At 60.7% G+C, this 24,118-nt stretch carries 32 protein-coding genes and 2 pseudogenes; 32 read left to right on the top strand and 2 right to left on the bottom strand.

Going from position 1 to position 24,118, the window contains the following annotated elements; genetic code table 11:
* Positions 1-58 precede the first annotated feature (58 nt).
* The 29 genes and pseudogenes from rpsJ (at position 59) to HB778_RS29445 (ending at position 17,694) form a co-directional block, all read left to right on the top strand.
* Positions 59-367, top strand: coding sequence for a 30S ribosomal protein S10 (gene rpsJ / locus HB778_RS29305; protein WP_010909272.1), 309 nt, complete (start codon positions 59-61; stop codon positions 365-367).
* Positions 368-428: 61 nt separating this feature from the next.
* On the top strand, positions 429-1,142 hold the full coding sequence (gene rplC, locus HB778_RS29310; protein ID WP_095203282.1) for a 50S ribosomal protein L3: 714 nt from the start codon (positions 429-431) through the stop codon (positions 1,140-1,142).
* Positions 1,142-1,762 (top strand): 50S ribosomal protein L4, encoded by a 621-nt coding sequence (gene rplD / locus HB778_RS29315; protein WP_008875667.1) that lies wholly within the window; start codon positions 1,142-1,144, stop codon positions 1,760-1,762. The genes rplC and rplD overlap by 1 nt, the downstream gene beginning before the upstream one ends.
* Complete coding sequence (locus tag HB778_RS29320) at positions 1,759-2,052, top strand: 50S ribosomal protein L23 (protein ID WP_010909275.1); 294 nt, start codon at positions 1,759-1,761, stop codon at positions 2,050-2,052. Before rplD ends, HB778_RS29320 begins: the two co-directional genes overlap by 4 nt.
* A 22-nt stretch (positions 2,053-2,074) precedes the next feature.
* Entirely contained in the window at positions 2,075-2,908 is an 834-nt protein-coding gene (gene rplB, locus HB778_RS29325) for a 50S ribosomal protein L2 (RefSeq protein ID WP_010909276.1), read from the top strand.
* 16 nt (positions 2,909-2,924) lie between these two features.
* Complete coding sequence (gene rpsS, locus HB778_RS29330) at positions 2,925-3,203, top strand: 30S ribosomal protein S19 (protein ID WP_006205463.1); 279 nt, start codon at positions 2,925-2,927, stop codon at positions 3,201-3,203.
* Positions 3,204-3,205: 2 nt separating this feature from the next.
* Positions 3,206-3,595 (top strand): 50S ribosomal protein L22, encoded by a 390-nt coding sequence (gene rplV, locus HB778_RS29335; protein WP_010909277.1) that lies wholly within the window; start codon positions 3,206-3,208, stop codon positions 3,593-3,595.
* A complete protein-coding gene (rpsC, locus tag HB778_RS29340; protein ID WP_013895697.1) occupies positions 3,595-4,320 on the top strand; it encodes a 30S ribosomal protein S3 in 726 nt (241 codons plus the stop codon). The genes rplV and rpsC overlap by 1 nt, the downstream gene beginning before the upstream one ends.
* 27 nt (positions 4,321-4,347) lie before the next feature.
* Positions 4,348-4,761 (top strand): 50S ribosomal protein L16, encoded by a 414-nt coding sequence (rplP, locus tag HB778_RS29345; RefSeq protein WP_010909279.1) that lies wholly within the window; start codon positions 4,348-4,350, stop codon positions 4,759-4,761.
* A 13-nt stretch (positions 4,762-4,774) separates the two neighbouring features.
* Positions 4,775-4,975 (top strand): 50S ribosomal protein L29, encoded by a 201-nt coding sequence (gene rpmC / locus HB778_RS29350; protein WP_006205459.1) that lies wholly within the window; start codon positions 4,775-4,777, stop codon positions 4,973-4,975.
* An 11-nt stretch (positions 4,976-4,986) separates the two neighbouring features.
* Entirely contained in the window at positions 4,987-5,226 is a 240-nt protein-coding gene (gene rpsQ, locus HB778_RS29355) for a 30S ribosomal protein S17 (protein ID WP_010909280.1), read from the top strand.
* An 84-nt stretch (positions 5,227-5,310) separates the two neighbouring features.
* Positions 5,311-5,679: a 50S ribosomal protein L14 gene (rplN, locus tag HB778_RS29360; RefSeq protein WP_006205457.1), complete on the top strand. Its 369-nt coding sequence runs from the start codon at positions 5,311-5,313 to the stop codon at positions 5,677-5,679.
* 12 nt (positions 5,680-5,691) lie between these two features.
* Positions 5,692-6,006: a 50S ribosomal protein L24 gene (rplX, locus tag HB778_RS29365; RefSeq protein WP_006205456.1), complete on the top strand. Its 315-nt coding sequence runs from the start codon at positions 5,692-5,694 to the stop codon at positions 6,004-6,006.
* The gene (gene rplE, locus HB778_RS29370; protein WP_095203283.1) at positions 5,999-6,577 is read left to right on the top strand and encodes a 50S ribosomal protein L5; all 579 of its coding nucleotides are present in this window, start codon (positions 5,999-6,001) and stop codon (positions 6,575-6,577) included. Before rplX ends, rplE begins: the two co-directional genes overlap by 8 nt.
* Positions 6,578-6,604: 27 nt before the next feature.
* Positions 6,605-6,910, top strand: a complete 306-nt coding sequence (gene rpsN / locus HB778_RS29375) for a 30S ribosomal protein S14 (protein ID WP_010909282.1) — start codon at positions 6,605-6,607, stop codon at positions 6,908-6,910.
* Positions 6,911-6,922: 12 nt separating this feature from the next.
* Positions 6,923-7,321 carry a 30S ribosomal protein S8 gene (rpsH, locus tag HB778_RS29380; RefSeq protein ID WP_006205453.1) on the top strand — a complete coding sequence of 133 codons (399 nt, stop codon included), beginning with the start codon at positions 6,923-6,925 and terminating at the stop codon, positions 7,319-7,321.
* An 88-nt stretch (positions 7,322-7,409) separates the two neighbouring features.
* Positions 7,410-7,943 (top strand): 50S ribosomal protein L6, encoded by a 534-nt coding sequence (gene rplF, locus HB778_RS29385; protein ID WP_095203284.1) that lies wholly within the window; start codon positions 7,410-7,412, stop codon positions 7,941-7,943.
* A gap of 137 nt (positions 7,944-8,080) precedes the next feature.
* A complete protein-coding gene (gene rplR / locus HB778_RS29390) occupies positions 8,081-8,440 on the top strand; it encodes a 50S ribosomal protein L18 (RefSeq protein WP_095203285.1) in 360 nt (119 codons plus the stop codon).
* A gap of 81 nt (positions 8,441-8,521) precedes the next feature.
* Positions 8,522-9,085: a 30S ribosomal protein S5 gene (rpsE, locus tag HB778_RS29395; RefSeq protein WP_032933400.1), complete on the top strand. Its 564-nt coding sequence runs from the start codon at positions 8,522-8,524 to the stop codon at positions 9,083-9,085.
* A 24-nt stretch (positions 9,086-9,109) separates the two neighbouring features.
* Positions 9,110-9,307, top strand: coding sequence for a 50S ribosomal protein L30 (gene rpmD, locus HB778_RS29400; RefSeq protein ID WP_006205449.1), 198 nt, complete (start codon positions 9,110-9,112; stop codon positions 9,305-9,307).
* Between the two features lie 22 nt (positions 9,308-9,329).
* The gene (rplO, locus tag HB778_RS29405; RefSeq protein ID WP_010909286.1) at positions 9,330-9,803 is read left to right on the top strand and encodes a 50S ribosomal protein L15; all 474 of its coding nucleotides are present in this window, start codon (positions 9,330-9,332) and stop codon (positions 9,801-9,803) included.
* 194 nt (positions 9,804-9,997) lie between these two features.
* Positions 9,998-11,329, top strand: a pseudogene (secY, locus tag HB778_RS29410) (preprotein translocase subunit SecY); the annotation flags it as partial.
* Positions 11,330-11,333: 4 nt separating this feature from the next.
* The gene (locus HB778_RS29415; protein ID WP_183458978.1) at positions 11,334-11,930 is read left to right on the top strand and encodes an adenylate kinase; all 597 of its coding nucleotides are present in this window, start codon (positions 11,334-11,336) and stop codon (positions 11,928-11,930) included.
* A gap of 200 nt (positions 11,931-12,130) precedes the next feature.
* Positions 12,131-12,499 (top strand): 30S ribosomal protein S13, encoded by a 369-nt coding sequence (rpsM, locus tag HB778_RS29420; protein ID WP_006205445.1) that lies wholly within the window; start codon positions 12,131-12,133, stop codon positions 12,497-12,499.
* Between the two features lie 127 nt (positions 12,500-12,626).
* Positions 12,627-13,016: a 30S ribosomal protein S11 gene (rpsK, locus tag HB778_RS29425; RefSeq protein ID WP_006205444.1), complete on the top strand. Its 390-nt coding sequence runs from the start codon at positions 12,627-12,629 to the stop codon at positions 13,014-13,016.
* A gap of 104 nt (positions 13,017-13,120) precedes the next feature.
* Entirely contained in the window at positions 13,121-14,131 is a 1,011-nt protein-coding gene (locus HB778_RS29430) for a DNA-directed RNA polymerase subunit alpha (RefSeq protein ID WP_006205443.1), read from the top strand.
* A 104-nt stretch (positions 14,132-14,235) separates the two neighbouring features.
* Positions 14,236-14,667 carry a 50S ribosomal protein L17 gene (gene rplQ, locus HB778_RS29435; protein ID WP_183458980.1) on the top strand — a complete coding sequence of 144 codons (432 nt, stop codon included), beginning with the start codon at positions 14,236-14,238 and terminating at the stop codon, positions 14,665-14,667.
* Between the two features lie 181 nt (positions 14,668-14,848).
* Positions 14,849-16,342: a DegQ family serine endoprotease gene (locus tag HB778_RS29440; RefSeq protein ID WP_183458982.1), complete on the top strand. Its 1,494-nt coding sequence runs from the start codon at positions 14,849-14,851 to the stop codon at positions 16,340-16,342.
* Positions 16,343-16,383: 41 nt separating this feature from the next.
* Complete coding sequence (locus tag HB778_RS29445) at positions 16,384-17,694, top strand: replication-associated recombination protein A (protein WP_183458984.1); 1,311 nt, start codon at positions 16,384-16,386, stop codon at positions 17,692-17,694.
* A 131-nt stretch (positions 17,695-17,825) separates the two neighbouring features.
* Here the strand turns inward: HB778_RS29445 and HB778_RS29450 are convergent, their stop codons facing one another.
* Both HB778_RS29450 and HB778_RS29455 read right to left on the bottom strand, forming a co-directional pair.
* Positions 17,826-18,590 carry a hypothetical protein gene (locus tag HB778_RS29450; RefSeq protein WP_183458986.1) on the bottom strand — a complete coding sequence of 255 codons (765 nt, stop codon included), beginning with the start codon at positions 18,588-18,590 and terminating at the stop codon, positions 17,826-17,828.
* An 822-nt stretch (positions 18,591-19,412) separates the two neighbouring features.
* Positions 19,413-19,874 (bottom strand): hypothetical protein, encoded by a 462-nt coding sequence (locus HB778_RS29455; RefSeq protein WP_183458988.1) that lies wholly within the window; start codon positions 19,872-19,874, stop codon positions 19,413-19,415.
* Between the two features lie 568 nt (positions 19,875-20,442).
* Between HB778_RS29455 and HB778_RS29460 the strand changes: the two are divergent.
* The 3 genes and pseudogenes from HB778_RS29460 to adh all read left to right on the top strand — a co-directional run bounded on the left by HB778_RS29460 (position 20,443) and on the right by adh (position 24,093).
* Positions 20,443-21,274: pseudogene (locus HB778_RS29460) on the top strand (aspartyl/asparaginyl beta-hydroxylase domain-containing protein).
* Between the two features lie 194 nt (positions 21,275-21,468).
* The gene (locus tag HB778_RS29465) at positions 21,469-22,434 is read left to right on the top strand and encodes a helix-turn-helix domain-containing protein (RefSeq protein WP_183458990.1); all 966 of its coding nucleotides are present in this window, start codon (positions 21,469-21,471) and stop codon (positions 22,432-22,434) included.
* 141 nt (positions 22,435-22,575) lie between these two features.
* Positions 22,576-24,093, top strand: coding sequence for an aldehyde dehydrogenase (adh, locus tag HB778_RS29470; protein ID WP_183458992.1), 1,518 nt, complete (start codon positions 22,576-22,578; stop codon positions 24,091-24,093).
* Positions 24,094-24,118: the final 25 nt, after the last annotated feature.

Here is a 24,118-nt window from a genome sequence, read left to right on the forward strand (position 1 = left end):
ACCGATCTGTCGCGGGCGCGGAAGTTGCCCGCGCCGCGCCAGAACAAGGAAGTGACGCATGAACGGACAGAATATCCGCATCCGCCTGAAGGCGTTTGATCACCGCGTGCTCGACGCCTCGACGAAGGAAATCGTGTCGACGGCCAAGCGCACCGGCGCAAACGTCCGCGGCCCCATTCCGCTGCCGACGCGGATCGAAAAGTTCACGGTGAACCGGTCGCCTCACGTCGACAAGAAGAGCCGCGAGCAGTTCGAGATGCGCACGCACAAGCGTCTGCTCGACATCGTCGATCCGACCCCGCAGACCGTCGATGCTTTGATGAAGCTCGATCTGGCCGCCGGCGTCGACGTCGAGATCAAGCTCTAAGGGAATGAGAGCGCGGTAAGGGGCGGTGCCCCTGGCCCGGAACTCTAAAGGAATTGAACCGATGCGTTCAGGTGTGATTGCAAAGAAGGTGGGAATGACCCGCATCTATAACGATGCCGGGGAACATGTTCCCGTCACCGTTCTCCAGATGGAGAACTGCCAGGTCGTGGCGCAGCGCACGCAGGAGAAGAATGGCTACACCGCCGTTCAGCTCGGCGTTGGCCTCGCCAAGGTGAAGAACACGTCGAAGGCGTTGCGCGGCCATTTCGCGACCGCTTCCGTCGAGCCGAAGGCGAAGGTTGCCGAGTTCCGCGTCTCCGCCGACAACATGATCGATGTCGGCGCCGAGATCACCGTCGAGCACTTCGTCGCCGGCCAGAAGGTCGATGTGACGGGCACGACGATCGGCAAGGGTTTCCAGGGCGTCATCAAGCGTCACCACATGGGTGGTGGCCGCGCGACGCACGGTAACTCGGTCTCGCACCGTACGCACGGCTCGACCGGCCAGCGCCAGGACCCCGGCAAGGTGTTCAAGGGCAAGAAGATGGCCGGCCACATGGGCGACACCCGCGTGACGACGCAGAACGTCGAGATCGTCTCGACCGATGCCGACCGCGGCCTGATCCTGATCCGCGGAGCGGTTCCCGGATCGAAGGGCGCCTGGATCCTGGTCCGCGATGCGGCCAAGGTGGCACTGCCGGCCAATGCGCCGAAGCCCGCCGCGATCCGCGCCGTTGCTAAGAACGAGGCTCCGGCCACAGAGGGAGCGGAATAATGGATCTCAAGATCACAACGCTTGGCGGCAAGGACGCCGGCAAGGTGAAACTCTCCGAGGAGATTTTCGGCCTTGATCCGCGCGAGGACATCCTGCAGCGCGTCGTGCGCTGGCAGCTTGCCAAGAAGCAGCAGGGCACGCACAAGGCCAAGGGCCGCGCCGAAATCGCGCGCACCGGTGCCAAGATGTACAAGCAGAAGGGTACGGGCCGCGCCCGTCACCATTCGGCACGCGCTCCGCAGTTCCGCGGCGGCGGCAAGGCCCACGGCCCGGTCGTCCGCAGCCACGAGCACGACCTGCCGAAGAAGGTGCGCGCTCTCGGCCTGAAGCATGCTCTCTCGGCCAAGGCCAAGAGCGCGTCGATCATCATCATCGACGAGCTGAAACTGACCGAGGCCAAGACCAAGGCGCTGATCGCGAATTTCGCGACGCTGGGCCTGAGCAACGCCCTGGTGATTGGTGGCGCCGAGCTTGACAAGAACTTCAAGCTGGCTGCGACCAACATTCCGAACATCGACGTGCTGCCCATCCAGGGCATCAACGTCTACGACATTCTGCGCCGCGGCACGCTGGTCCTTTCCAAGGCCGCCGTCGAGGCTCTCGAGGAGCGCTTTAAATGACCGACCTTCGTCACTACGACGTGATCGTCAGCCCGGCGATCACCGAAAAGTCGACCATGGCTTCCGAGCAGAACCAGGTCGTCTTCAACGTCGCCAAGAAGGCGTCGAAGCCGGAAATCAAGGCCGCCGTCGAAGCGCTGTTCGGCGTCAAGGTGATGGCCGTGAACACGCTTGTCCGCAAGGGCAAGATCAAGCGCTTCCGCGGCACGATCGGCCGCCAGAGCGACGTCAAGAAGGCGATTGTGACACTGGCCGACGGCCAGTCGATCGACGTCGCGACGGGTCTCTGAGCAAGGCCGCGAGGACAGAACAATGGCACTGAAAAAATTCAACCCGGTAACGCCGAGCACCCGCCAGCTGGTCATCGTCGACCGCTCGGGCCTCTACAAGGGCAAGCCCGTCAAGGGTCTGACCGAAGGCCTGACCAAGTCGGGCGGCCGCAACAATTACGGCCGCATCACCGCCCGCTTCATCGGCGGCGGTCACAAGCGTTCGTACCGCATCATCGACTTCAAGCGCCGCAAGTTCGACGTCGTCGGCACGGTCGAGCGCATTGAATACGATCCGAACCGCACCGCCTTCATCGCGCTGATCAAGTACGACGATGGCGAGCTGTCCTACATCATCGCCCCGCAGCGCCTTGCCGCCGGCGACAAGATCGTGGCTGGCGAAGCGGTCGACGTGAAGCCGGGCAATGCGATGCCGCTGGCATCGATGCCGGTCGGCACGATCGTCCACAACATCGAGCTGAAGCCGGGCAAGGGCGGCCAGGTTGCCCGTTCGGCTGGCGGTTACGCCCAGCTCGTCGGTCGCGACCAGGGCATGGCGATCCTGCGCCTCAACTCGGGCGAGCAGCGTGTCGTTCACGGCTCCTGCATGGCCACCGTCGGTGCCGTGTCGAACCCCGACCACGGCAACATCAACGACGGCAAGGCCGGCCGCACGGTTTGGCGCGGCAAGCGTCCGCACAATCGCGGCGTGACCATGAACCCGGTCGACCATCCGCACGGCGGTGGTGAAGGCCGCACCTCCGGTGGCCGTCATCCGGTCAGCCCGTGGGGCAAGCCGACCAAGGGCAAGAAGACGCGGTCCAACAAGGCGACCGACAAGTTCATCCTGCGCTCGCGCCATCAGCGCAAGAGCTAAGAAGAGGTAACGCCAAGTGACTCGTTCTATTTGGAAAGGCCCCTTCATCGACGGCTACCTTCTCAAGAAGGTGGACAAGGTTCGTGAAGGTGGTCGCAATGAGGTGATCAAGATGTGGAGCCGTCGCTCCACCATCCTGCCGCAGTTCGTCGGCTTCACCTTCGGTGTCTATAACGGCCAGAAGCATGTTCCCGTTTCGGTGAACGAGGACATGGTCGGTCATAAGTTCGGTGAATTCGCACCGACGCGGACCTATTACGGTCACGGCGCGGATAAGAAGGCGAAGAGGAAATAATCATGGGCAAGGCCAAAGCTCCGCGCAGGCTTGCTGATAACGAAGCGCGCGCCGTGTTGCGCACGATCCGTATCAGCCCGCAGAAGCTGAACCTCGTTGCCGCGCTGATCCGCGGCAAGAAGGTCGCGACAGCGCTTTCCGATCTCGAATTCTCGGCCAAGCGGATTTCCGGCACGGTCAAGAAGACGCTGGAATCGGCAATCGCCAACGCGGAAAACAACCACGACCTCGATGTCGATGCGCTGGTGGTGGCGGAAGCCTATGTCGGCAAGTCGATTGTCATGAAGCGGTTCCACGCTCGTGGCCGTGGTCGCGCCAGCCGTATCGAGAAGCCGTTCTCGCACCTCACGATCGTCGTTCGTGAAGTCGAAGAAAAAGGGGAGGCCGCATAATGGGCCAGAAAGTCAATCCGATCGGTCTTCGCCTCGGCATCAACCGCACCTGGGATTCGCGCTGGTTCGCGAACACCGGCGAGTACGGCAAGCTGCTGCATGAGGACATCAAGATCCGCAAGTATCTTGAGAAGGAACTCAAGCAGGCCGCGATCTCCAAGGTCGTGATCGAGCGCCCGCACAAGAAGTGCCGCGTCACCATCCATGCCGCGCGCCCGGGTCTGATCATCGGCAAGAAGGGCGCCGACATCGAGAAGCTTCGCAAGAAGCTGATGGAGATGACGAAGTCCGAGACGCACCTCAACATCGTTGAAGTGCGCAAGCCGGAAATCGACGCGACCCTGGTCGCCCAGTCGATCGCCCAGCAGCTCGAGCGCCGTATCGCGTTCCGCCGCGCCATGAAGCGCGCCGTGCAGTCGGCGATGCGCCTCGGTGCCGAAGGCATCCGCATCAACTGCGCGGGCCGTCTCGGCGGCGCCGAAATCGCCCGCATGGAGTGGTACCGCGAAGGTCGCGTGCCGCTGCACACGCTGCGCGCCGATGTCGACTACGGCACGGCCGAGGCGAATACGGCCTACGGCATCTGCGGCGTCAAGGTCTGGGTATTCAAGGGCGAGATCCTCGAGCACGATCCGATGGCTTCGGAACGTCGCGCGACCGAGGGTGATGCTGCGCATGGCGGTGGTGGTGATCGCGAACGCGGTCGTCGTCGCGAAAACGCCTGAGACATTTAGGAATTTGGAGTTAGAACGATGCTGCAGCCAAAGCGCACAAAGTTCCGCAAGCAGTTCAAGGGCCGCATCCATGGCACCGCAAAGGGCGGCACCAACCTGGATTTCGGTGGTTTCGGGCTGAAGGCGCTTGAGCCGAACCGCGTCACCGCGCGTGAGATCGAGGCGGCCCGCCGCGCGATCACTCGCGAAATGAAGCGCGCTGGCCGCGTCTGGATCCGTATTTTCCCGGATCTGCCGGTCACGTCGAAGCCGACCGAAGTCCGCATGGGTAAGGGCAAGGGTGCCGTCGACTACTGGGCGGCACGCGTCAAGCCGGGCCGCATCATGTTCGAGATCGACGGCGTCAGTGAAGAAACCGCCCGTGAGGCGCTGCGTCTCGGCGCGGCCAAGCTCTCGGTCAGGACGCGCTTCGTACAGCGCATCGCAGAATAAGGACGGGCTGATCATGAAAGCCGAAGACATCCGGACCAAGACCCAGGACCAGCTGACCGACGATTTGGCCAGCCTGAAGAAGGAGCAGTTCAACCTGCGCTTCCAGAAGGCCACCGGCCAGCTCGAGAAGACCGCGCGCGTGAGGCAGGTCCGTAAGGACATTGCGCGTATCAAGACCATCGCTGCGGAAAAGTCCGCGGCCAAGAAGGCTTAAGGACGAAAACCATGCCAAAGCGCATTCTGCAGGGCACCGTCGTCAGCGACAAGAACGAGAAGACGGTTGTCGTGAAGGTCGAACGGCGCTTCACGCATCCCGTGATGAAGAAGACCGTGCGCATGACCAAGAAGTACAAGGCGCACGACGAGAACAACGCCCACAAGGTTGGCGATCAGGTGTTCATCCAGGAATCGAAGCCGATTTCCAAGGACAAGCGCTGGATCGTCGTGTCTTCGGACCAAGCCTGACCACTGGGCGTAAACAACGAATTTTGGACAGACCGGGGAGGGGCTTTGAGCCCGTCCCGTTAGAAAAGAAGAAGGCGGCCAGTCATGATTCAGATGCAAACAAACCTCGACGTGGCGGATAATTCCGGCGCGCGTCGTGTCATGTGCATCAAGGTGCTGGGCGGCTCGAAGCGGAAATACGCTTCCGTGGGCGACATCATCGTGGTGTCGATCAAGGAAGCCATTCCGCGCGGCCGCGTTAAGAAGGGCGATGTGATGAAGGCGGTCGTGGTTCGCACGGCCAAGGACATCCGCCGCCCGGACGGCAGCGTGATCCGTTTCGACAAGAACGCGGCCGTTCTCGTCGACAACAAGAAAGAGCCGATCGGCACGCGTATCTTCGGACCGGTTCCGCGCGAACTCCGCGCCAAGAACCACATGAAGATCATCTCGCTCGCGCCTGAAGTGCTGTAAGGAGCCGGACCAATGCAAAAGATTAGAAAAGGCGACAAGGTCGTCGTGCTGGCCGGCAAGGACAAGGGCCGTTCGGGCGAAGTCCTCTCGGTTCAGCCGAAGGATGACACCGCGCTGGTGCGCGGCGTCAACATGATCCGTCGTCACCAGAAGCAGTCCCAGTCCCAAGAGGGCGGGATCATCACCAAGGAAGCGCCGATCCAGCTGTCGAACATCGCGCTGGCCGACCCCAAGGATGGCAAGCCGACCCGCGTCGGTTTCATCTTCCAGAAGGACGGCAAGAAGGTGCGCGTCGCCAAGCGCTCGGGAGAAGTCATCAATGGCTAAGGCTCAAAGCAAGCAGGCGACTGCCACCAACACGCCGCGTCTGAAGCAGGTCTACAACGAGACCATCCGCAAGGCGCTGCAGGAGCAGTTCGGCTACGCAAACGACATGCAGGTTCCGCGCCTCGACAAGATCGTGCTGAACATGGGTGTTGGCGAAGCGACCGCCGATTCCAAGAAGCCCTCGGTTGCCGCCGAGGACCTGGCGATGATCGCCGGCCAGAAGGCCGTCGTCACCCGCGCCCGCAATTCGATCGCTGGCTTCAAGGTCCGCGAGAACATGCCGATCGGCGCCAAGGTCACGCTGCGCAAGGAACGTATGTACGAGTTCCTCGACCGCCTCGTGAACATCGCGCTGCCGCGCGTCCGCGACTTCCGCGGACTGAACCCCAAGAGCTTCGATGGCCGTGGCAATTACGCCATGGGCATCAAGGAGCACATCGTGTTCCCGGAGATCAACTACGACAAGGTTGATCAGATCTGGGGCATGGACGTCATCGTTTGTACGACTGCGAAGACGGACGACGAAGCCCGGGCATTGCTCAAGGCTTTCAACTTCCCCTTCCGCCAGTAACGGCAGCGAGAAAAGGAAAAATCTGAAATGGCAAAGACCAGCTCAGTCGAGAAGAATAACAGGCGCCGCAAGCTTGCCGACCAGTACGGTCCCAAGCGCGCTGCCCTGAAGGCGATCATCATGGATCAGTCCAAGCCGATGGAGGAGCGCTTCCGCGCTCAGCTCAAGCTTGCTGCCCTGCCGCGCAACTCGGCCAAGATCCGCATCCGCAACCGCTGCGAAGTCACCGGCCGTCCGCGTGCCTACTATCGCAAGCTCAAAGTATCGCGCATCGCGCTTCGTGATCTCGGCAACAACGGCCAGATCCCGGGCCTGGTCAAGTCGAGCTGGTAAGGAGGACATAACATGTCATTGAGCGATCCTCTCGGCGATATGCTGACCCGCATCCGCAACGCCTACGGCCGCAAGAAGTCGAGTGTCTCGACGCCGGCCTCGCGTCTGCGCACCCGCGTCCTCGACGTGCTGAAGGCTGAAGGCTATATCCGCGACTACAGCCAGACCGACTTCGACAACGGCAAGTCCGAAATCGAAATCGAGCTGAAGTATTTCGACGGGGCGCCGGTCGTGCGCGAAATCGCCCGCGTCTCGAAGCCGGGCCGCCGCGTTTACGTCTCGGCCAAGTCGATCCCGCACGTCGCCAACGGCCTCGGCATCGCCATCCTTTCGACGCCGAAGGGCGTGATGGCCGATCACGAAGCCCGCGAACAGAACGTCGGCGGCGAGATCCTCTGCCAGATCTTCTGATCTGGCAGCTGACCGCAAATTGGAATCCGGTCTTCGGATCGTTCCGAAGACAGAGACCTGAAACAAGAGAAGTGACGAGGACAACAAAATGTCTCGTATTGGAAAGAAACCCGTTTCGCTGCCGCAGGGCGTGACCGCGACCGTCAACGGCCAGACCGTGACGGCGAAGGGCCCCAAGGGCGAGCTGAAGTTCGTGGTGAACGATGAAGTCCTGGTCAAGATGGAAGGCAGCGAGATCGCTGTCGAGCCGCGCGACCAGACCAAGACCGCCCGCTCGAAGTGGGGCATGTCGCGCACGCAGATCGTCAACATCCTGCAGGGCGTCAAGGACGGCTTCGAGAAGAAGCTCGAGATCACCGGCGTCGGCTATCGCGCCGCACTTCAGGGCAAGAATCTGCAGCTGGCACTTGGCTTCAGCCATGACGTCGTTTACGAGACGCCGGCCGGCATCACCATCACGGTGCCGAAGCCGACCGAGATCACCGTTGCCGGCATCGACAAGCAGCAGGTTGGCCAGGTGGCTGCCGAGATCCGCGAATACCGCGGCCCTGAGCCTTACAAGGGCAAGGGCGTCCGCTACGCTGGCGAGAAGATCGTCCGCAAGGAAGGCAAGAAGAAGTAGTGGGCTTGGCCCCGAAAGTTTCAGACTTTTCGGAAAGGGCCAAACCAAAGAAGTGTAACGCCGCGGGGAGCGGTCGCGGGAGGCGCTTTCGCCTACCGCATATGGCAGCCCCCGTTTTTTGAAGGCAAGGAACTATCATGGCTAGCAAAGAATCCATCCAGCGCCGTGCGCAGCGCGTCCGCCGCCAGATCAAGAAGGTCGCCGGCGACCGTCCGCGTCTGTCGGTCCACCGCACGTCGAAGAACATCTACGTTCAGGTCATCGACGACGCCAAGGGTCACACCATCGTTGCAGCCTCGACGCTCGAGAAGGACCTCAAGGGTTCGCTCAAGACCGGCGCCGACACTGCGGCCGCTGCTGCGATCGGCAAGCTGATCGCCGAACGCGCCACCAAGGCCGGCGTCAAGGAAGTCGTCTTCGATCGCGGCGCCTACATCTATCACGGCCGCGTCAAGGCCTTGGCTGAAGCTGCCCGCGAAGGCGGTCTTAGTTTCTAAAAGACTTTCGCCCCCGGTGACCCACAGAGGCACCGGATCTCATCATCAACCGTGCTTCCGGAAAAAAACAAGGAACAGGATATGGCACAGGAACGTAGGGAAGGCGGCCGCGGCCGCGAGCGTGAAGAGCGCGATGACGGCATGGTGGACAAGCTGGTCCACATCAACCGCGTCGCCAAGGTCGTCAAGGGTGGCCGCCGCTTCGGTTTCGCCGCACTCGTCGTCGTCGGCGACCAGAAGGGTCGCGTCGGCTTCGGTCACGGCAAGGCACGCGAAGTGCCGGAAGCCATCCGCAAGGCAACCGAATCGGCAAAGCGCGACATGATCTTCGTGCCGCTGCGCTCGGGCCGTACGCTGCATCACGACGTCGAGGGACGTTGGGGCGCCGGACGCGTTCTGCTGCGCGCTGCCAAGCAGGGTACCGGCATCATCGCCGGCGGCCCGATGCGCGCTGTCTTCGAGACGCTCGGCATGCATGACGTGGTCGCCAAGTCGATGGGTTCGTCGAACCCGTACAACATGGTTCGCGCCACCTTCGACGCGCTGAAGAGCCAGATGCATCCCAAGGATGTGGCTGCCGCTCGCGGCATCAAGTATTCGACCCTTCAGGCCCGCCGCGGCACCGCCGTTGCGGCTGAAGAATAGTCGATCTGACCAGGGATTTTGACCATGGCCAAGAAAGCAACCAAGACCATCACCGTTGAGCAGATCGGTTCGCCGATCCGCCGTCCGAAGGAACAGCGCGCGACGCTGGTTGGCCTCGGCCTCAACAAGATGCACAAGCAGCGCACCCTGGAAGATACGCCTTCCGTGCGCGGCATGATCGCCGCCGTTCAGCATCTCGTCCGCGTCGTGGACGAGGGCTGAGCCAAAGCGCAGGAGAACTCAGATGAAACTCAACGATCTGCGTGACAAGGACGGCGCGACGCATTCCAAGAAGCGTCTCGGCCGTGGCATCGGTTCCGGCTCGGGCAAGACCGCCGGTCGCGGCGTCAAGGGCCAGAAAGCGCGCTCCGGCGTCGCCATCAACGGCTTCGAGGGTGGCCAGATGCCGCTCTACAGGCGTCTGCCGAAGCGTGGCTTCAACAACATCTTCGCCAAGAGCTTCGTTGTCGTGTCGCTGGCCCGCATCCAGGAAGCCGTCGATGCCAAGAAGCTCGATGCCAAGGCAACCGTGACGGCCGAGGCGCTTGTCGCCGCCGGCGTCATCCGCCGCGTCAAGGATGGCGTGCGCGTGCTGTCCGATGGCGAACTGAAGGCTAAGCTTGCCTTCGACGTGGCCGGCGCTTCCAAGGCCGCGATCGAGAAGATCGAAAAGGCCGGTGGCTCGGTCAAGTTGCCGGAAAAGGCAGCTGCCGAGTAACGGCAATTTGAAGCGCGATCGGCAGAAACGGGATCCCGTTTTTGCTCACGATTGCGCTTTGATCTGCTCAATTAAGCGGCCGCGTCAACGCGGCCGCTTGCATGTTTAGAGCCCGGAGCTTATCTCGTGAGCTTCGGTGAAACGCACCGCCTGACCTCACGGGCCATTAAGCGTTACCAAGCGGAGAATCAGGCATGGCTTCGGCTGCTGAACAACTAGCCTCGAATCTGAATTTCTCGGCCTTCGCCAAGGCGGAGGACCTGAAGAAACGCATTTGGTTCACCATTGGCGCGTTGCTCGTCTACCGCCTCGGCACCTACATTCCGCTTCCAGGCATCAATCCCGACGCCTTCGCCCAGGCCTTCTCCTCGCAGAGCAAGGGCGTGCTCGGCATGTTCAATATGTTTGCCGGCGGTGCCGTGCAGCGCATGGCGATCTTCGCGCTCGGCATCATGCCTTACATCTCCGCCTCCATCATCATGCAGCTGATGACCTCGGTCATCCCGTCGCTGGAAGCGCTGAAGAAGGAAGGCGAGCAGGGCCGCAAGGTCATCAACCAGTACACGCGTTACGGCACCGTGCTGCTGGCCCTGGTGCAGGCCTACGGCATTTCGGTGGGACTGGAGAACGGCAACGGCATCGTCAGTGATCCCGGCATGTTCTTCCGCATCTCCACCGTCGTCACGCTGGTCGGCGGCACCATGTTCCTGATGTGGCTTGGCGAGCAGATCACCGCGCGCGGCATCGGCAACGGCATTTCGCTGATCATCTTCTCCGGCATCGTCGCCGGCCTGCCGCATGCCATTTCCGGCACGCTGGAACTTGGCCGCACCGGTGCCCTGTCGACCGGCCTGATCCTGGCGATCATCGTTCTGGCCATCGTCGTCATCGCGCTCATCGTGTTCTTCGAGCGCGCCCAGCGCCGTCTGCTGATCCAGTATCCGAAGCGCCAGGTCGGCAATCGGATGTTCCAGGGCGACACTTCGCATCTGCCGCTGAAGCTCAACACGTCGGGCGTCATCCCGCCGATCTTCGCGTCGTCGCTGCTGCTGCTGCCGGCCACCGTCGCAGGCTTCTCGCAGACGACCAACATGCCCGCCTGGGCGAGCACCATCCTGGCCTCGCTTGGCCACGGCCAACCGCTCTACATGCTGTTCTATGCGGCGATGATCGTGTTCTTCGCCTTCTTCTACACAGCGATTGTCTTCAACCCGAAGGACACCGCCGACCAGCTCAAGAAGCATTCGGGCTTCATCCCGGGCTATCGCCCGGGCGAGCGCACCGCCGACTATATCGATTACGTTCTCACCCGCATCACCGTCATCGGCGCCATCTATCTGGTGCTGGTGTGCCTGCTGCCGGAGTTCCTGATCTCGGCGACTGGCGTACCGTTCTACCTTGGTGGCACATCGCTTCTGATCGTGGTCAGTGTCACGCTCGATACGGTTGCGCAGATTCAGGGCCACCTGATCGCGCACCAGTATGAAGGCCTGATCAAGAAGTCGAAGCTGCGCGGGGGAAGAAAGCCAGATGAGGTTGATTTTGCTTGGGCCGCCAGGGGCGGGCAAGGGGACACAAGCACAAAGACTGGTAGACAAATACGGCATACCCCAGCTTTCGACGGGCGACATGCTGCGTGCCGCCGTTCAGGCCGGGTCCGAAGTCGGCAAGCGTGCCAAGGCAGTAATGGATGCCGGTGAATTGGTGTCCGACGCCATCGTCAACGCCATCGTCGCCGAACGCATCGACCAGGCCGATTGTGCCAAGGGGTTCATCCTCGATGGCTACCCGCGCACGCTGGTCCAGGCCGATGCGGTTGAATCGATGCTCTCGGATCGTGGCATCAGCCTCGATACGGTCATCGAACTGGTCGTCGACGACAGGGCCCTGGTCGGTCGAATCGTCAAGCGCGCCGAGGATGCCAAGGCGGCCGGGCAGCCGGTGCGCAAGGACGACAATCCCGCGGTGTTCGAAGAGCGCCTGCGGGAGTACTACAAGAAGACCGCTCCGCTGACCGGCTACTACTACGCCAAGGGCAGGCTCAAGACGGTCGACGGCATGGCCAGCATCGACGCGGTGACCGCCGAGATCGAAGCCGTGCTGGAGGCGGCCGCCAAGGCGCGGTAACGGAATCTAAAGATTAGGCTTGACGGGAGCGGCTCGCTGCGGTATGGCGGCCCGTCTTCCTATCAGGTGCGAACTTTGCTTGTCCGCAAGGGCAAGGCAGTCGCTTTGAACTGGAAACACCCGCAAGGGCCGGCCTCCACCGGACGCGGGGCAATCTGAATAACGCCGGCTTGTCCGGCCCACATGGAGAAGAGAAGAACATGGCTCGTATAGCCGGCGTCAACATTCCGACCAACAAGCGCGTCGTCATTGCGCTTCAGTACATTCACGGCATTGGCAAGAAGTTCGCCCAGGAGATCGTCGACAAGGTCGGCATCCCGGCCGAGCGTCGCGTCAACCAGTTGACCGACGCGGAAGTGCTGCAGATCCGCGAGACCATCGACCGCGACTACCAGGTCGAAGGCGACCTGCGCCGCGAAGTGTCGATGAACATCAAGCGTCTCATGGACCTCGGCTGCTACCGCGGCCTGCGTCACCGCCGCTCGCTGCCGGTTCGCGGCCAGCGCACGCACACCAATGCACGCACCCGCAAGGGCCCGGCCAAGTCGATCGCCGGCAAGAAGAAGTAAGCGAGCGAATAGGAAGTAGCCATTAGCGAGTAGGGGTCCTCTATTCGCTATTCCCTACTCACTACTCGCTTTCAAAGGTGGAGCCGCTGGCATTACGGCGGTGTAGAGATCAACTGAAAGGAATAACATGGCCAAGGAAGCCGCTCGTGTTCGCCGTCGCGAACGCAAGAATATCTCGTCGGGCGTTGCCCACGTCAATTCGACCTTCAACAACACGATGATCACCATCACCGACGCGCAGGGCAATTCGATTGCCTGGTCGTCGGCCGGTGCCCAGGGCTTCAAGGGTTCGCGCAAGTCGACCCCGTTCGCCGCCCAGATGGCTGCCGAGGACGTTGCCAAGAAGGCCCAGGAACACGGCATGCGCATGCTCGAAGTCGAGGTCTGCGGACCTGGCTCAGGTCGTGAATCGGCTTTGCGCGCCCTGCAGGCGGCCGGCTTCACCATCACTTCGATCCGTGATGTGACGCCGATCCCGCACAATGGCTGCCGCCCGCGCAAGAAGCGCCGCGTCTAAGAAATTACCGAACGCCGCGTGAGCGCCCTCAAGGGCGCTCCTCCACGGCATTCCAGGTCGCCCGCCACGATTGGATGGTGGCGGGTCAACGGAAGGAAAGCATCATGATCCAGAAAAATTGGCAGGAACTGATCAAGCCGAACAAGATCGAGTTCTCGTCGAAGAAGAAGACGCTGACCACGCTGGTGGCCGAGCCGCTCGAGCGCGGCTTTGGCCTCACCCTCGGCAACGCGCTGCGCCGCGTGCTTCTGTCTTCGCTGCGCGGTGCGGCTGTCACCGCCGTGCAGATCGACGGCGTTCTGCATGAATTCTCGTCCATCGCCGGTGTGCGCGAGGACGTGACCGACATCGTCCTCAACATCAAGGAAATCGCCATCCGCATGGAAGGCGATGGCCCCAAGCGCATGGTCGTGCGCAAGCAGGGACCGGGTGCGGTTCTCGCCGGCGACATCCAGACGGTTGGCGATGTCGAGATCCTCAATCCCGACCACGTCATCTGCACGCTGGACGAAGGCGCTGAAATCCGCATGGAATTCACCGTCGACACCGGCAAGGGTTACGTGCCGGCCGAGCGCAACCGCGCCGAGGACGCGCCGATCGGCCTGATCCCGGTCGACAGCCTCTATTCGCCGGTCAAGAAGGTCTCCTACAAGGTCGAAAACACCCGCGAGGGCCAGGTTCTTGACTATGACAAGCTGACCATGACCATCGAGACCGACGGTTCGATCTCGGGCGAGGACGCGGTGGCTTTCGCCGCCCGCATCCTGCAGGACCAGCTTGGCCTGTTCGTCAACTTTGACGAGCCGCAGAAGGAAGTCGCGGCGGAAGCCGTCACCGAGCTCGCCTTCAACCCGGCGCTGCTCAAGAAGGTCGACGAGCTCGAGCTTTCCGTGCGTTCGGCCAACTGCCTGAAGAACGACAACATCGTCTACATCGGCGATCTCATCCAGAAGACCGAAGCCGAGATGCTGCGCACCCCGAACTTCGGCCGCAAATCGCTGAACGAGATCAAGGAAGTGCTCGCGGCGATGGGCCTGCACCTCGGCATGGAAGTGCCGGACTGGCCGCCGGAAAACATCGAAGACCTCGCCAAGCGTTACGAAGATCAATATTGAGCATGAATTCCAAGGATCGGCGGCGTGGGCCGCTCGATCCGACGGTCATGCGGAAAACCATCAGAGGCCGCGGCCTCTTGAACAACTGAAGAAGGAAAAGAGCCATGCGCCACGGTTTCAAAGGCCGCCGCTTCGCTAGAAGCATTAGCCATCGCAAGTCGATGTTCGCCAACCTCGCCGTGTCGCTGCTCGAGCACGAGCAGATCGTCACCACCCTGCCGAAGGCGAAGGACCTGCGTCCGATCGTCGAGAAGCTGGTGACGCTCGGCAAGCGCGGCGACCTGCACGCCCGCCGCCAGGTCATTGCCCAGATCGGCAATGAAGGCGTCGTCAAGCGCCTGTTCGACACCATCGCCCCGCGCTACGCCAACCGCAACGGCGGCTACCTGCGCATCATGAAGGCGGGCTTCCGTCACGGCGACAATGCCGCGATGGCCGTCATCGAGTTCGTCGATCGCGACACCTCGGCCAAGGGCGCCGGCGACCGCGCCCGCATCGAAGCCGAAGGCACCGACACTGAAGCCGCAGCCGCATAAGGCTCCGTCTTTCCAGAATGAATCGAAGGGGCCTGCGGGCCCCTTTTTCTTGTTCCGCGCGCGCCAAAGCGTCTCCAAAACGATCGGCAGGCGCGAAAATAATCGGATTTCAGCGGCTTAGCCTTTCATTTTGCACAATCGTCGGGACAATGCGCCCGAACTTGCCTTGGAGGATTCGCGAATGCGCGCCAAAAGACTGTCCCTTGTCCTGCTCTGCGCCTTCATGGTGTTCGCAGCCGCACCGGCAGTCCGGCAGGCGCTGGCCGAAGACGCCGCAAAGCCCGCCGATCCAGGCCTGTCGGACGTGCTGACCGATCTGTTGCATGGCGTTGAAGGCGAGAATTCTACCTCGGGACCGGACAAGCGCGTGCCCTTCGGCCGTGAGGAGGTGCAGCTTTCGTTCGCGCCGCTGGTCAAGCAGACCGCGCCGGCCGTGGTCAACGTCTATGCCTCGCGGACGGCCAAGGTCACATCGCCTTTTGAAGGCGATCCGTTCTTCGAGGAGTTTTTCGGCCGCGCCCAGCCGCGCGCGCAGTCCTCGCTGGGCTCAGGCGTGCTCGTCGACCCGAGCGGTGTCATCGTCACCAATTTCCACGTCATCAAGGATGCCGACGAGGTCAAGGTGGCGACCGCCGACGGGCGTGAATTCACCAGCAAGGTGATGCTCAAGGACGAGACGCTGGATCTTGCCGTGCTCAAGATCGAATCCGACAAGCCGTTCCCGGTCATCGCCATCGGCGATTCCGACGCGCTCGAGGTCGGCGACCTGGTGTTGGCTATCGGCAACCCCTTCGGCGTTGGCCAGACCACCACCAGCGGCATCGTTTCGGCACTTGCCCGCAGCCATATAGGCGTCTCGGATTCGGGCTATTTCATCCAGACCGACGCGGCCATCAATCCCGGCAATTCCGGCGGAGCGCTGATCAACATGGGCGGCCAGCTGGTTGGCATCAACACCGCCATCTACAGCCGCAGCGGCGGCTCGATCGGCATCGGCTTTGCCATCCCCGCCAACATGGTGCGGGCTTTCGCCGATGCCGCCAAGGCCGGCCTCGATTTCTTCGAACGGCCCTATATCGGCGCCGAGTTCGAGGCGGTGACGCCGCAGATCGCCGAATCGCTCGGCATGGAAAAGCCGACCGGGGCGCTGGTCTCTTCCGTCGAAGCGACCGGACCGGCGGGCAAGGCTGGGCTGAAGGCGGGTGATGTCGTGCTGCAGATCAACGGCAAGCCCGTCGAGAGCATCGAGGCGCTGGACTATCGCATGGCGACGCTGTCGATCGGCACCAAGGCGAATTTCGCGGTCCTGACCAAGGGCCAGCAGGCGGCGATGGACATCGCGCTAGAGCGTGCGCCGGAGGGCGCGAAAGCCTCGGAAGTGACGCTGCATGGCCGCAGCCCGTTCTCGGGCGCCAAGGTCGCGGAATTGTCGCCGCGGCTCGCCCAGAAGCTTGGCCTGCGCACCGACCTCAAGGGCGTGACGGTGATCGATATCAACCGCGATTCGCCGGCCGCCGATTTCGGTTTCCTGCCGGGCGACATCGTGCGCGAGGTCAACGGCACCACCATCGACACCGCCGCGACGCTGGCGCAGGTAGCCCAGCAGGATACGCGCTGGTGGCGCTTTACCGTCGAGCGGGGCGGGCAGATACTGCGCCAAGTGTTGCGTTACTGAGTTCGGTCTGAAGGGATCGCGCTCCAAACCAAAAGAAGTGCATGGCCGATCTGTTCAGTGTCGATGAACCGGAAAAAGCGCCGCCCGGGCGGCCGCTGGCCGACAGGCTGCGGCCGAGAAACCTTGGCGAGGTCGTCGGCCAGGAGCATCTGACCGGTCCCGATGGCGCGCTGACGCGTTTGATCGGGTCCGGCTCGCTCGGTTCGATGATCTTCTGGGGGCCGCCGGGCACCGGCAAGACCACGGTGGCGAGGCTGCTCGCCGGTGAGACAAGCCTTGCCTTCGAGCAGATATCGGCGGTGTTTTCCGGCGTCGCCGACCTGAAGAAAGTGTTCGAGACGGCCAAGCTGCGCCGCGCCAACGGTCGCCAGACCTTGCTTTTCGTCGACGAGATCCATCGCTTCAACCGCGCCCAGCAGGATTCCTTTCTCCCCGTCATGGAGGACGGGACGGTCGTCCTGGTTGGCGCCACAACCGAGAACCCATCCTTCGAACTCAACGCCGCTTTGTTGTCGCGCGCGCGCGTCATGGTCTTTCATTCGCTCGGCGAGGAGAGCATCGCCAAGCTGATGACACGGGCGGAGGCGACGGAGGGCAGGGCGTTGCCGCTCGACGACGAGGCGCGAGCGATGCTGATCCGCATGAGCGATGGCGACGGCCGCGCATCGCTGACGCTCGCCGAGGAAGTCTGGCGTGCCGCCAAGCCCGGCGAGGTCTTCGATCCCGAAGGGCTGCAGCGCATCGTCCAGCGCCGCGCACCGATCTACGACAAGGGCCAGGACGGCCACTACAATCTGATCTCGGCGCTGCACAAGTCGGTGCGCGGCTCCGATCCCGATGCAGCGCTCTACTATCTCGCGCGCATGTTCGACGCTGGCGAGGATCCGCTCTATCTCGGCCGCCGGCTGGTGCGCATGGCGATGGAGGACATCGGCCTTGCCGATCCGCAGGCGCTGGTCGTCGCCAATGCCGCCAAGGACGCCTACGACTATCTGGGCTCGCCGGAGGGCGAACTCGCCTTTGCCGAGGCCACCGTCTATCTCGCCACCGCGCCCAAATCCAATGCCGTCTACACCGCCTTCAAGGCGGCGACACGCGCGGCCAAGGAGTACGGTTCGCTGCTGCCGCCCAAGCACATCCTCAACGCGCCGACCAAGCTGATGAAGGAAGAGGATTACGGCGCCGGCTATCGCTACGATCATGACGAGCCCGACGCTTTTTCCGGCCAGGACTATTTTCCGGAAAAGATGGGCCGGCAGACATTTTACGATCCGCCCGAACGCGGCTTCGAGCGCGATATAAGGAAGCGGCTGGACTATTGGGCGAAGCTGCGCAGCGAGCGAGAAAAATAGATTTTCCTGCTGCCGGTGCATTGAGACCAGTTGAGTAATGTATCTAAAACTGGCCCCTGTCGGCTCGAAGCTGCATATTTGGCCAGTGGAACAATCCGTCAGCAGTGAGGTTTCCGCTGTTTGAAGTTGGATTATCTATTTTTTCTGAACACATATGTCCACCATGGTCGAGCCGCCTTTTCTGCACGAGCACGCTGCGCATCAACGGCCTGCAAAAATCCCGGGTTCCAACCGTGTTTTTCGGGACCTCTCTTCAGATTCAATTTTTCTCCAAATGAGAGAAAACCCAATACCCTCCGGCCATATTTTGTCAGTTCCAAGCTTGGTTGAATGGAAACATAAAGGTCTTCTTTGGTGCCGTAATCAAGGCCGGGATCTACCATAAATTGATCTATCTCTTGCGAAATCATGGCAGCAAAAGTAGCCTCACTCACCGTTTTCTCTGCCGCGCTCAAAAGCCCATATTCATTGAGAAGCCCCCCTCGTATCGCCCGCAGACCATCTTTGTGACGGATCAGAGCAAAGTATATACCAAAGCCTATCATTGCGATGTTACGCCATCCGGATTTTTGAATGTAGCGTTTCATGATTACATCAGTGGAATAAACGTCATATTCGCCGTTTCGCTTGGCTAGGTAACTCCTAAAAATGTCATGGGAGTCTGGGTCGATACTCAAAAGAGCTTGCATTGCTGGAGCGAGTGCCCCCTGACCCTCTGGTCCCCAGAGTTGACGAAAAATCCCTTTGGCCTCGACGGCGGCGGAATGAGCATTCAAGTAAGCCGTCATGAGACGACGAAGTACCGGCGCAATGGGAATGCGATCTTGCGTCAACCGCCTAAAGAATGCCGTTTCATTCAGCGTTCGTTTCTCAATTTTGAAAGACAGCTCCAGCACGTCCTCTTGCAGAAGCTCTGCGAGACGCTGATCTATGTCCTCAGCGAGGCGGAGAAGAGCCTCGGAGATTGCGTCCTTAGAGAATTCATTAACATGTACAACATGCCGACGATCTGATTTGGCAAGAAAGCGCCTGACCAGTTTTTCGGGTGGATATGGAGACGTGTCCTCAAGGAAACCGTCCTCGCCATCTGCTATCAGTCGAAATCTCACATTACTCGTACACCAAGCGCGCTGGATATAAACGGAATTCGAGAATGAACGTATCTCGATCCGATTGGGATCCGCGAGATCAAAAATGTCCTGAAGATAGGGATAATTTTTATCGCGAAATCGCTGAAAGCTGAAGACGGGTGATAGTTGCTTTCCATTTATATCAACGCGTTGGAAATCAATTCGCCGAGAGTCTCCGCCGAATTTGACCCAAAAAACGGCATCATCTGGTTCCCAAACAATGTTGTCGACAAAATCTGGGGGAATTCCATTACGAGTTCTAATCAGTTTGACCTGTTTTGGCGGGTCAATTGTCCATAATTCGATTGTACCTTTATTGCGATGATACCCCTTAAGATTATCGTCCCATTTTTAATTGTGAATTACTAAAATCGCGCTGGAAGATCGTGCTTAAGGTCGTCCTTGCGAAATCATGAATTAGATCTATTTTTATTCTCAGACTGCGACGCCATCGTGTGCCCAAATGAGGGACGAGAGCATAATCTCCACTTTGGCTGTACCATCGCCACGGGTTGTCGGCTGCTGGGAGAGGCGTGAATTTCAACGACCAATCCTTTGGATCGATCCGGCAAAAACCAAGCTTCGGGCTTATTGAATTTGAATAGTAGCAAATGACAGCCGACCGGAACTATCCTGAAAGATATTCGTGGCAATATCTAAATCAATGGATCCGTCGGTGTTACCTCTGCTGCCTCCGTCGCGATAGACGATTCGCCCCGAAGTTTGCCCTGCCGACAAATCGATAAAATTACCCTCGGTAATTGTTGAAAGGTCGGTGACCTTCAATATCGCGATGTGGTGAGGATACCAGGTGGTATTTCTACTCCGCGGCAAGCCAATCGAGCTCGCATCATAAGCAACGATAAACTCCGAATTACGCGCCACAAGGAGTCTGTACGGTCTGCCCGGCAACAAACTTCGCCTCGCGATTTCCAGGCCCGAGCGGAAATTGATCAGGCAAATTTCGCCTTCGTCCGATAGGCATACCAAAATATCGGTGCCAACGAGCGCCGCTTCCTCAATCGTGTTTCGAGGAAATGGCATAAACATTTTCCACTCGCCGTTGTCGTTTACGGCAGCAACTCTATTATAGTGCCGTTCTGTTCCTGTGATGTGAACGCATAGCATTATATGTATACTCCACAATTGTGATCGGAAACAAAATTATCAACCTTTGGTGACGGATATTGATTCAACCGCGAATAGATACCGGCCCTTTTTCGACATGCTAGTATATCATCATGGTACGCTTACCGTATCGGGCATACTATTTCATCATCATGTTTCTGCCCCAAGCTCCGAACTTCTTGGAAGTCGATGCGCAGGCCGTGCCGGTATCAACCCAGATCGCAGTTTTACGGATGGAAGTGTCGCATTGGCGACCCGGGCAAAGGCGTCTTTCAACGCAGCCGCATGGATGAAGCGCCGGTCCCCAATGCGCCAGTCGGTCAAAACTGCCGCTTGATCCTGTCCGCTCCGAGGGGCGCACTCCACTCGCCGGTCTATCGTTGCAATAGCATTGTGCAGGGAAACAAAAAATCCTATCAAGGCGCGCGGCTGGCGGGGGTCGCCGCAATTTGGCTCATGCGAACAGGATCGCGCTCCCGCGCGGAACACAATGACAAAGCAAACCCGTAGACTCCTTCGCCAGGCTGTGATCGCAATCCCGCTTCTCGCGCTCGGCTTCTATTTCATTCCGATCCTGACCACGATCTGGATCGTCTGCGGCCTGATCGATGTGCTGCGCAATGCCAATAAGGACCTGTCGCTGTTTCGCGGCTATTTCCTCGGCAACGGTCTTTTCACCTGGCTGCTGTCGCCGTTCAACCTGCTGGTCGATCTGCTCTGCTACAGGAACCCCGGCGTGTGGAAGCTGGAACAGTTTCCCGAGGATTATCAGCGCGAGGTCAATGAGGTCCTGGACATCTTCAAGGCGCGCAAGGACGAGATCATCGCCGACATCGACGCCAATTTCGGCGCAGGCCGGCGCGGCATGTATGTCTATCAGTGGTATGGCAAGCACAGGATCGACAACGTCGCCGAGTTCAACAAGGATTTCAAATACATCAAGACCATCGCCGTGTCGGTCTTCAGCAAGCGCAGAATCGACCTCCTGGCATTTCGGCCCACTGCGACTCAGCCTGCGCATCCTCTACAATCTGGTTCCGGTGAAGTCCGAAATCTTCGTCGAATGCGGCAACGTCAAGAACTACTGGTACGACAATCCGCTGTTCATTTTCGACGACACGCTGCTGCATCGCTCGGTCAATGAATATGATGGCCGCCGCTACTGCGTGTTCATGGACATTATCAGGCCGTCCCCGTTCCCGAGACTGATCGCAGGTATGCTCGCGGTTGTCTCCGTCAGCGTCGAGCGCATCAATTCGATGTTTTATAAGAACTGGAAGATGATCGGCTCGACCAAGCCAAAGAAGGTCGAAACCACCTGAGCTGAAAGCTTCGCGGCGCTGCCGGCCTCGCTGGCAGCGTTCTGGCGGCTTTTAGCGGTCGGCCACCTCCCGCTATTGCTGTTGGACCATTGTCTTATAGCGCCAGCAGTCGCTATTCCCCTACAACTCGATGCGGCGGATATATCTGAACGGATATAACGCTGCTTGAGTCGGAAGCGCCTTGGGAGGATGAGGTGAGCGGACAGCCGGCCCATCATGCCGATATCATCCAGGCGGCCATTGCCACCAGCGATGCCGCCCGATCGGCATTGGTTGCCTCCTGGAGGCGCTCGCTCACGGTGCATGGGCTGGATCCTGGCCAACGACAGGCGCCTCGTCGGCTGACTGAAGGCGAGTTCAGGCTGGCGCGGCAGCGGGTCGAGCAGCTGCTGCGTGCCGCGGATGCGAGCCTTGATCGTCTCTATCTTGCGGTCGGCGGCATTGGCTGTTGCGTCCTGCTGGCCGATCGCGACGGTATCCCTGTCGAACGCCGTGGGGCTTCCGCCGATGACGAGACCTTCGACGAATGGGGCCTGTGGACCGGGACAGTATGGAGTGAGGACTCCGAGGGCACCAACGGCATCGGCACATGCCTCGCCGACCAGCGCGCGCTGACCATCCACCGCGACCAGCACTTCTTTTCGAGCAACACGCTGCTCAGCTGCACCACGGCGCCGATTTACGACCACGAGGGCAATCTGGCTGCCGCGCTCGATGTCTCGTCGTGCCGGTCGGATCTGACCGAAGGCTTTGTCGGCCTGATCGCCATGGCGGTCGGTGATGCCGCTCGCCGCATCGAGGCCGAGAATTTTCGCCTGTCTTTTCCCAATGCCCGCATTCTGCTTGCCTCGGCGGCCGAGCGCGGCGCCGGCGCGTTGATTGCGGTCAACGGCGATGATCTGGTCGTCGGTGCGACCCGCTCGGCGCGGCAGAGCCTCGGCATCACGCAACAGGCTCTGGCCAGGGGGCTGCCCGCCGCCGACATCCTTGGTGACGTCGCCAAGGCCGCGGAGGAACTCGAGGAAGCGGAGCGCGGAGTAATCCAGCGGGCGATCGCGCGCGCCGATGGTAACGTCTCTGCCGCCGCGCACAATCTCGGCATTTCGCGAGCCACTCTGCATCGCAAGCTCGCCCGCTTCGGCATCCGCCGGCCACATTGAGTTTCGGCGTCAAACCTGTCGCAATCTTGCGACAGTCGGCCTTGGGTGGATGACTTGCCCGGGCTGACAAAGCCCGAGGCTGTCCGCAATCTCCCTGGCAGCGCAGTACATCCCGTACCGCTGTTTCCTGGGAGGAAGACGATGAACAAGGTGGAATTTTCCCGCACGGCCAAGGTTCCCTTCGCCAAGCGCTACGACAACTACATCGGCGGCAAATGGATGGCGCCGCATTCAGGAAAGTATTTCGACAACATCTCGCCGGTGAACGGGAAGCCGCTTGGCGAAATCGCCCGTTCGGATGCGAACGACATCGAGGCGGCGCTTGATGCCGCGCACAAGGCCAAGGACGCCTGGGGCAGGACCAGCCCGGCTGCGCGCGCGTTGATCCTCAACCGTATCGCCGACCGCATGGAAGACAATCTCGACCTTCTGGCGCTCGCCGAGACCTGGGATAATGGCAAGCCGATCCGCGAGACGACCGCGGCCGACCTGCCGCTCGCCATCGACCATTTCCGCTATTTCGCTGGAGCCGTACGCAGCCAGGAAGGCGGCATCTCCGAGATCGACCACGACACCGTCGCCTATCATTTCCATGAGCCGCTTGGCGTCGTCGGCCAGATCATTCCCTGGAATTTCCCGCTGCTGATGGCGGTATGGAAACTGGCGCCGGCCCTTGCCGCCGGCAATTGCGTGGTGCTGAAGCCCGCCGAACAGACGCCCGCCACCATCATGCTGTGGGCGGACCTGATCGGCGACCTGTTGCCGGATGGCGTGCTCAACATCGTCAACGGCTTCGGCCTCGAAGCCGGCAAGCCGCTCGCTTCCTCGAACCGCATCGCCAAGATCGCCTTTACCGGTGAGACGACGACCGGTCGGCTGATCTCGCAATATGCCAGCCAAAACCTCATCCCGGTGACGCTCGAACTCGGCGGCAAGTCGCCCAACATCTTCTTCCAGGACGTGACATCGGAGGACGATGATTTCTTCGACAAGGCGATCGAAGGCTTCGTCATGTTCGCGCTCAACCAGGGCGAGGTCTGCACCTGCCCAAGCCGCGCGCTGGTGCATGAGAAAATCTATGACAAGTTCATGGAAAAGGCGCTGAAGCGCGTCGAGGCAATTGTCCAGGGCGATCCGCTCGACCCGGCGACCATGATCGGCGCACAGGCATCGGGCGAACAGCTGGAAAAGATCCTCAGCCACTTCGATATCGGCCGCAAGGAAGGCGCCGAAGTGTTGGCCGGTGGCGAACAAAACCACCTGCCGGGCGATTTGGCCGGCGGCTACTACGTCAAGCCGACCGTGTTCAAGGGCCACAACAAAATGCGCATCTTCCAGGAGGAGATTTTCGGGCCGGTGGTGTCGGTGACGACCTTCAAGGATGACGACGAGGCATTGTCGATCGCCAACGACACGCTCTATGGCCTCGGCGCCGGCATCTGGAGCCGTGACGCGAACCGCTGCTATCGCTTCGGCCGCGCCATCCAGGCCGGCCGTGTCTGGACAAACTGCTACCACGCCTATCCCGCGCACGCGGCGTTCGGTGGCTACAAGCAGTCCGGCATCGGCCGCGAAAACCACAAGATGATGCTCGACCACTATCAGCAGACCAAGAACATGCTGGTCAGCTACAGCCCGAAGAAGCTCGGCTTCTTCTGATCGCCTCCCAAGGCAGCGCATGATC

Source organism: Mesorhizobium huakuii, from assembly GCF_014189455.1.
Lineage (GTDB): Bacteria > Pseudomonadota > Alphaproteobacteria > Rhizobiales > Rhizobiaceae > Mesorhizobium > Mesorhizobium huakuii_A.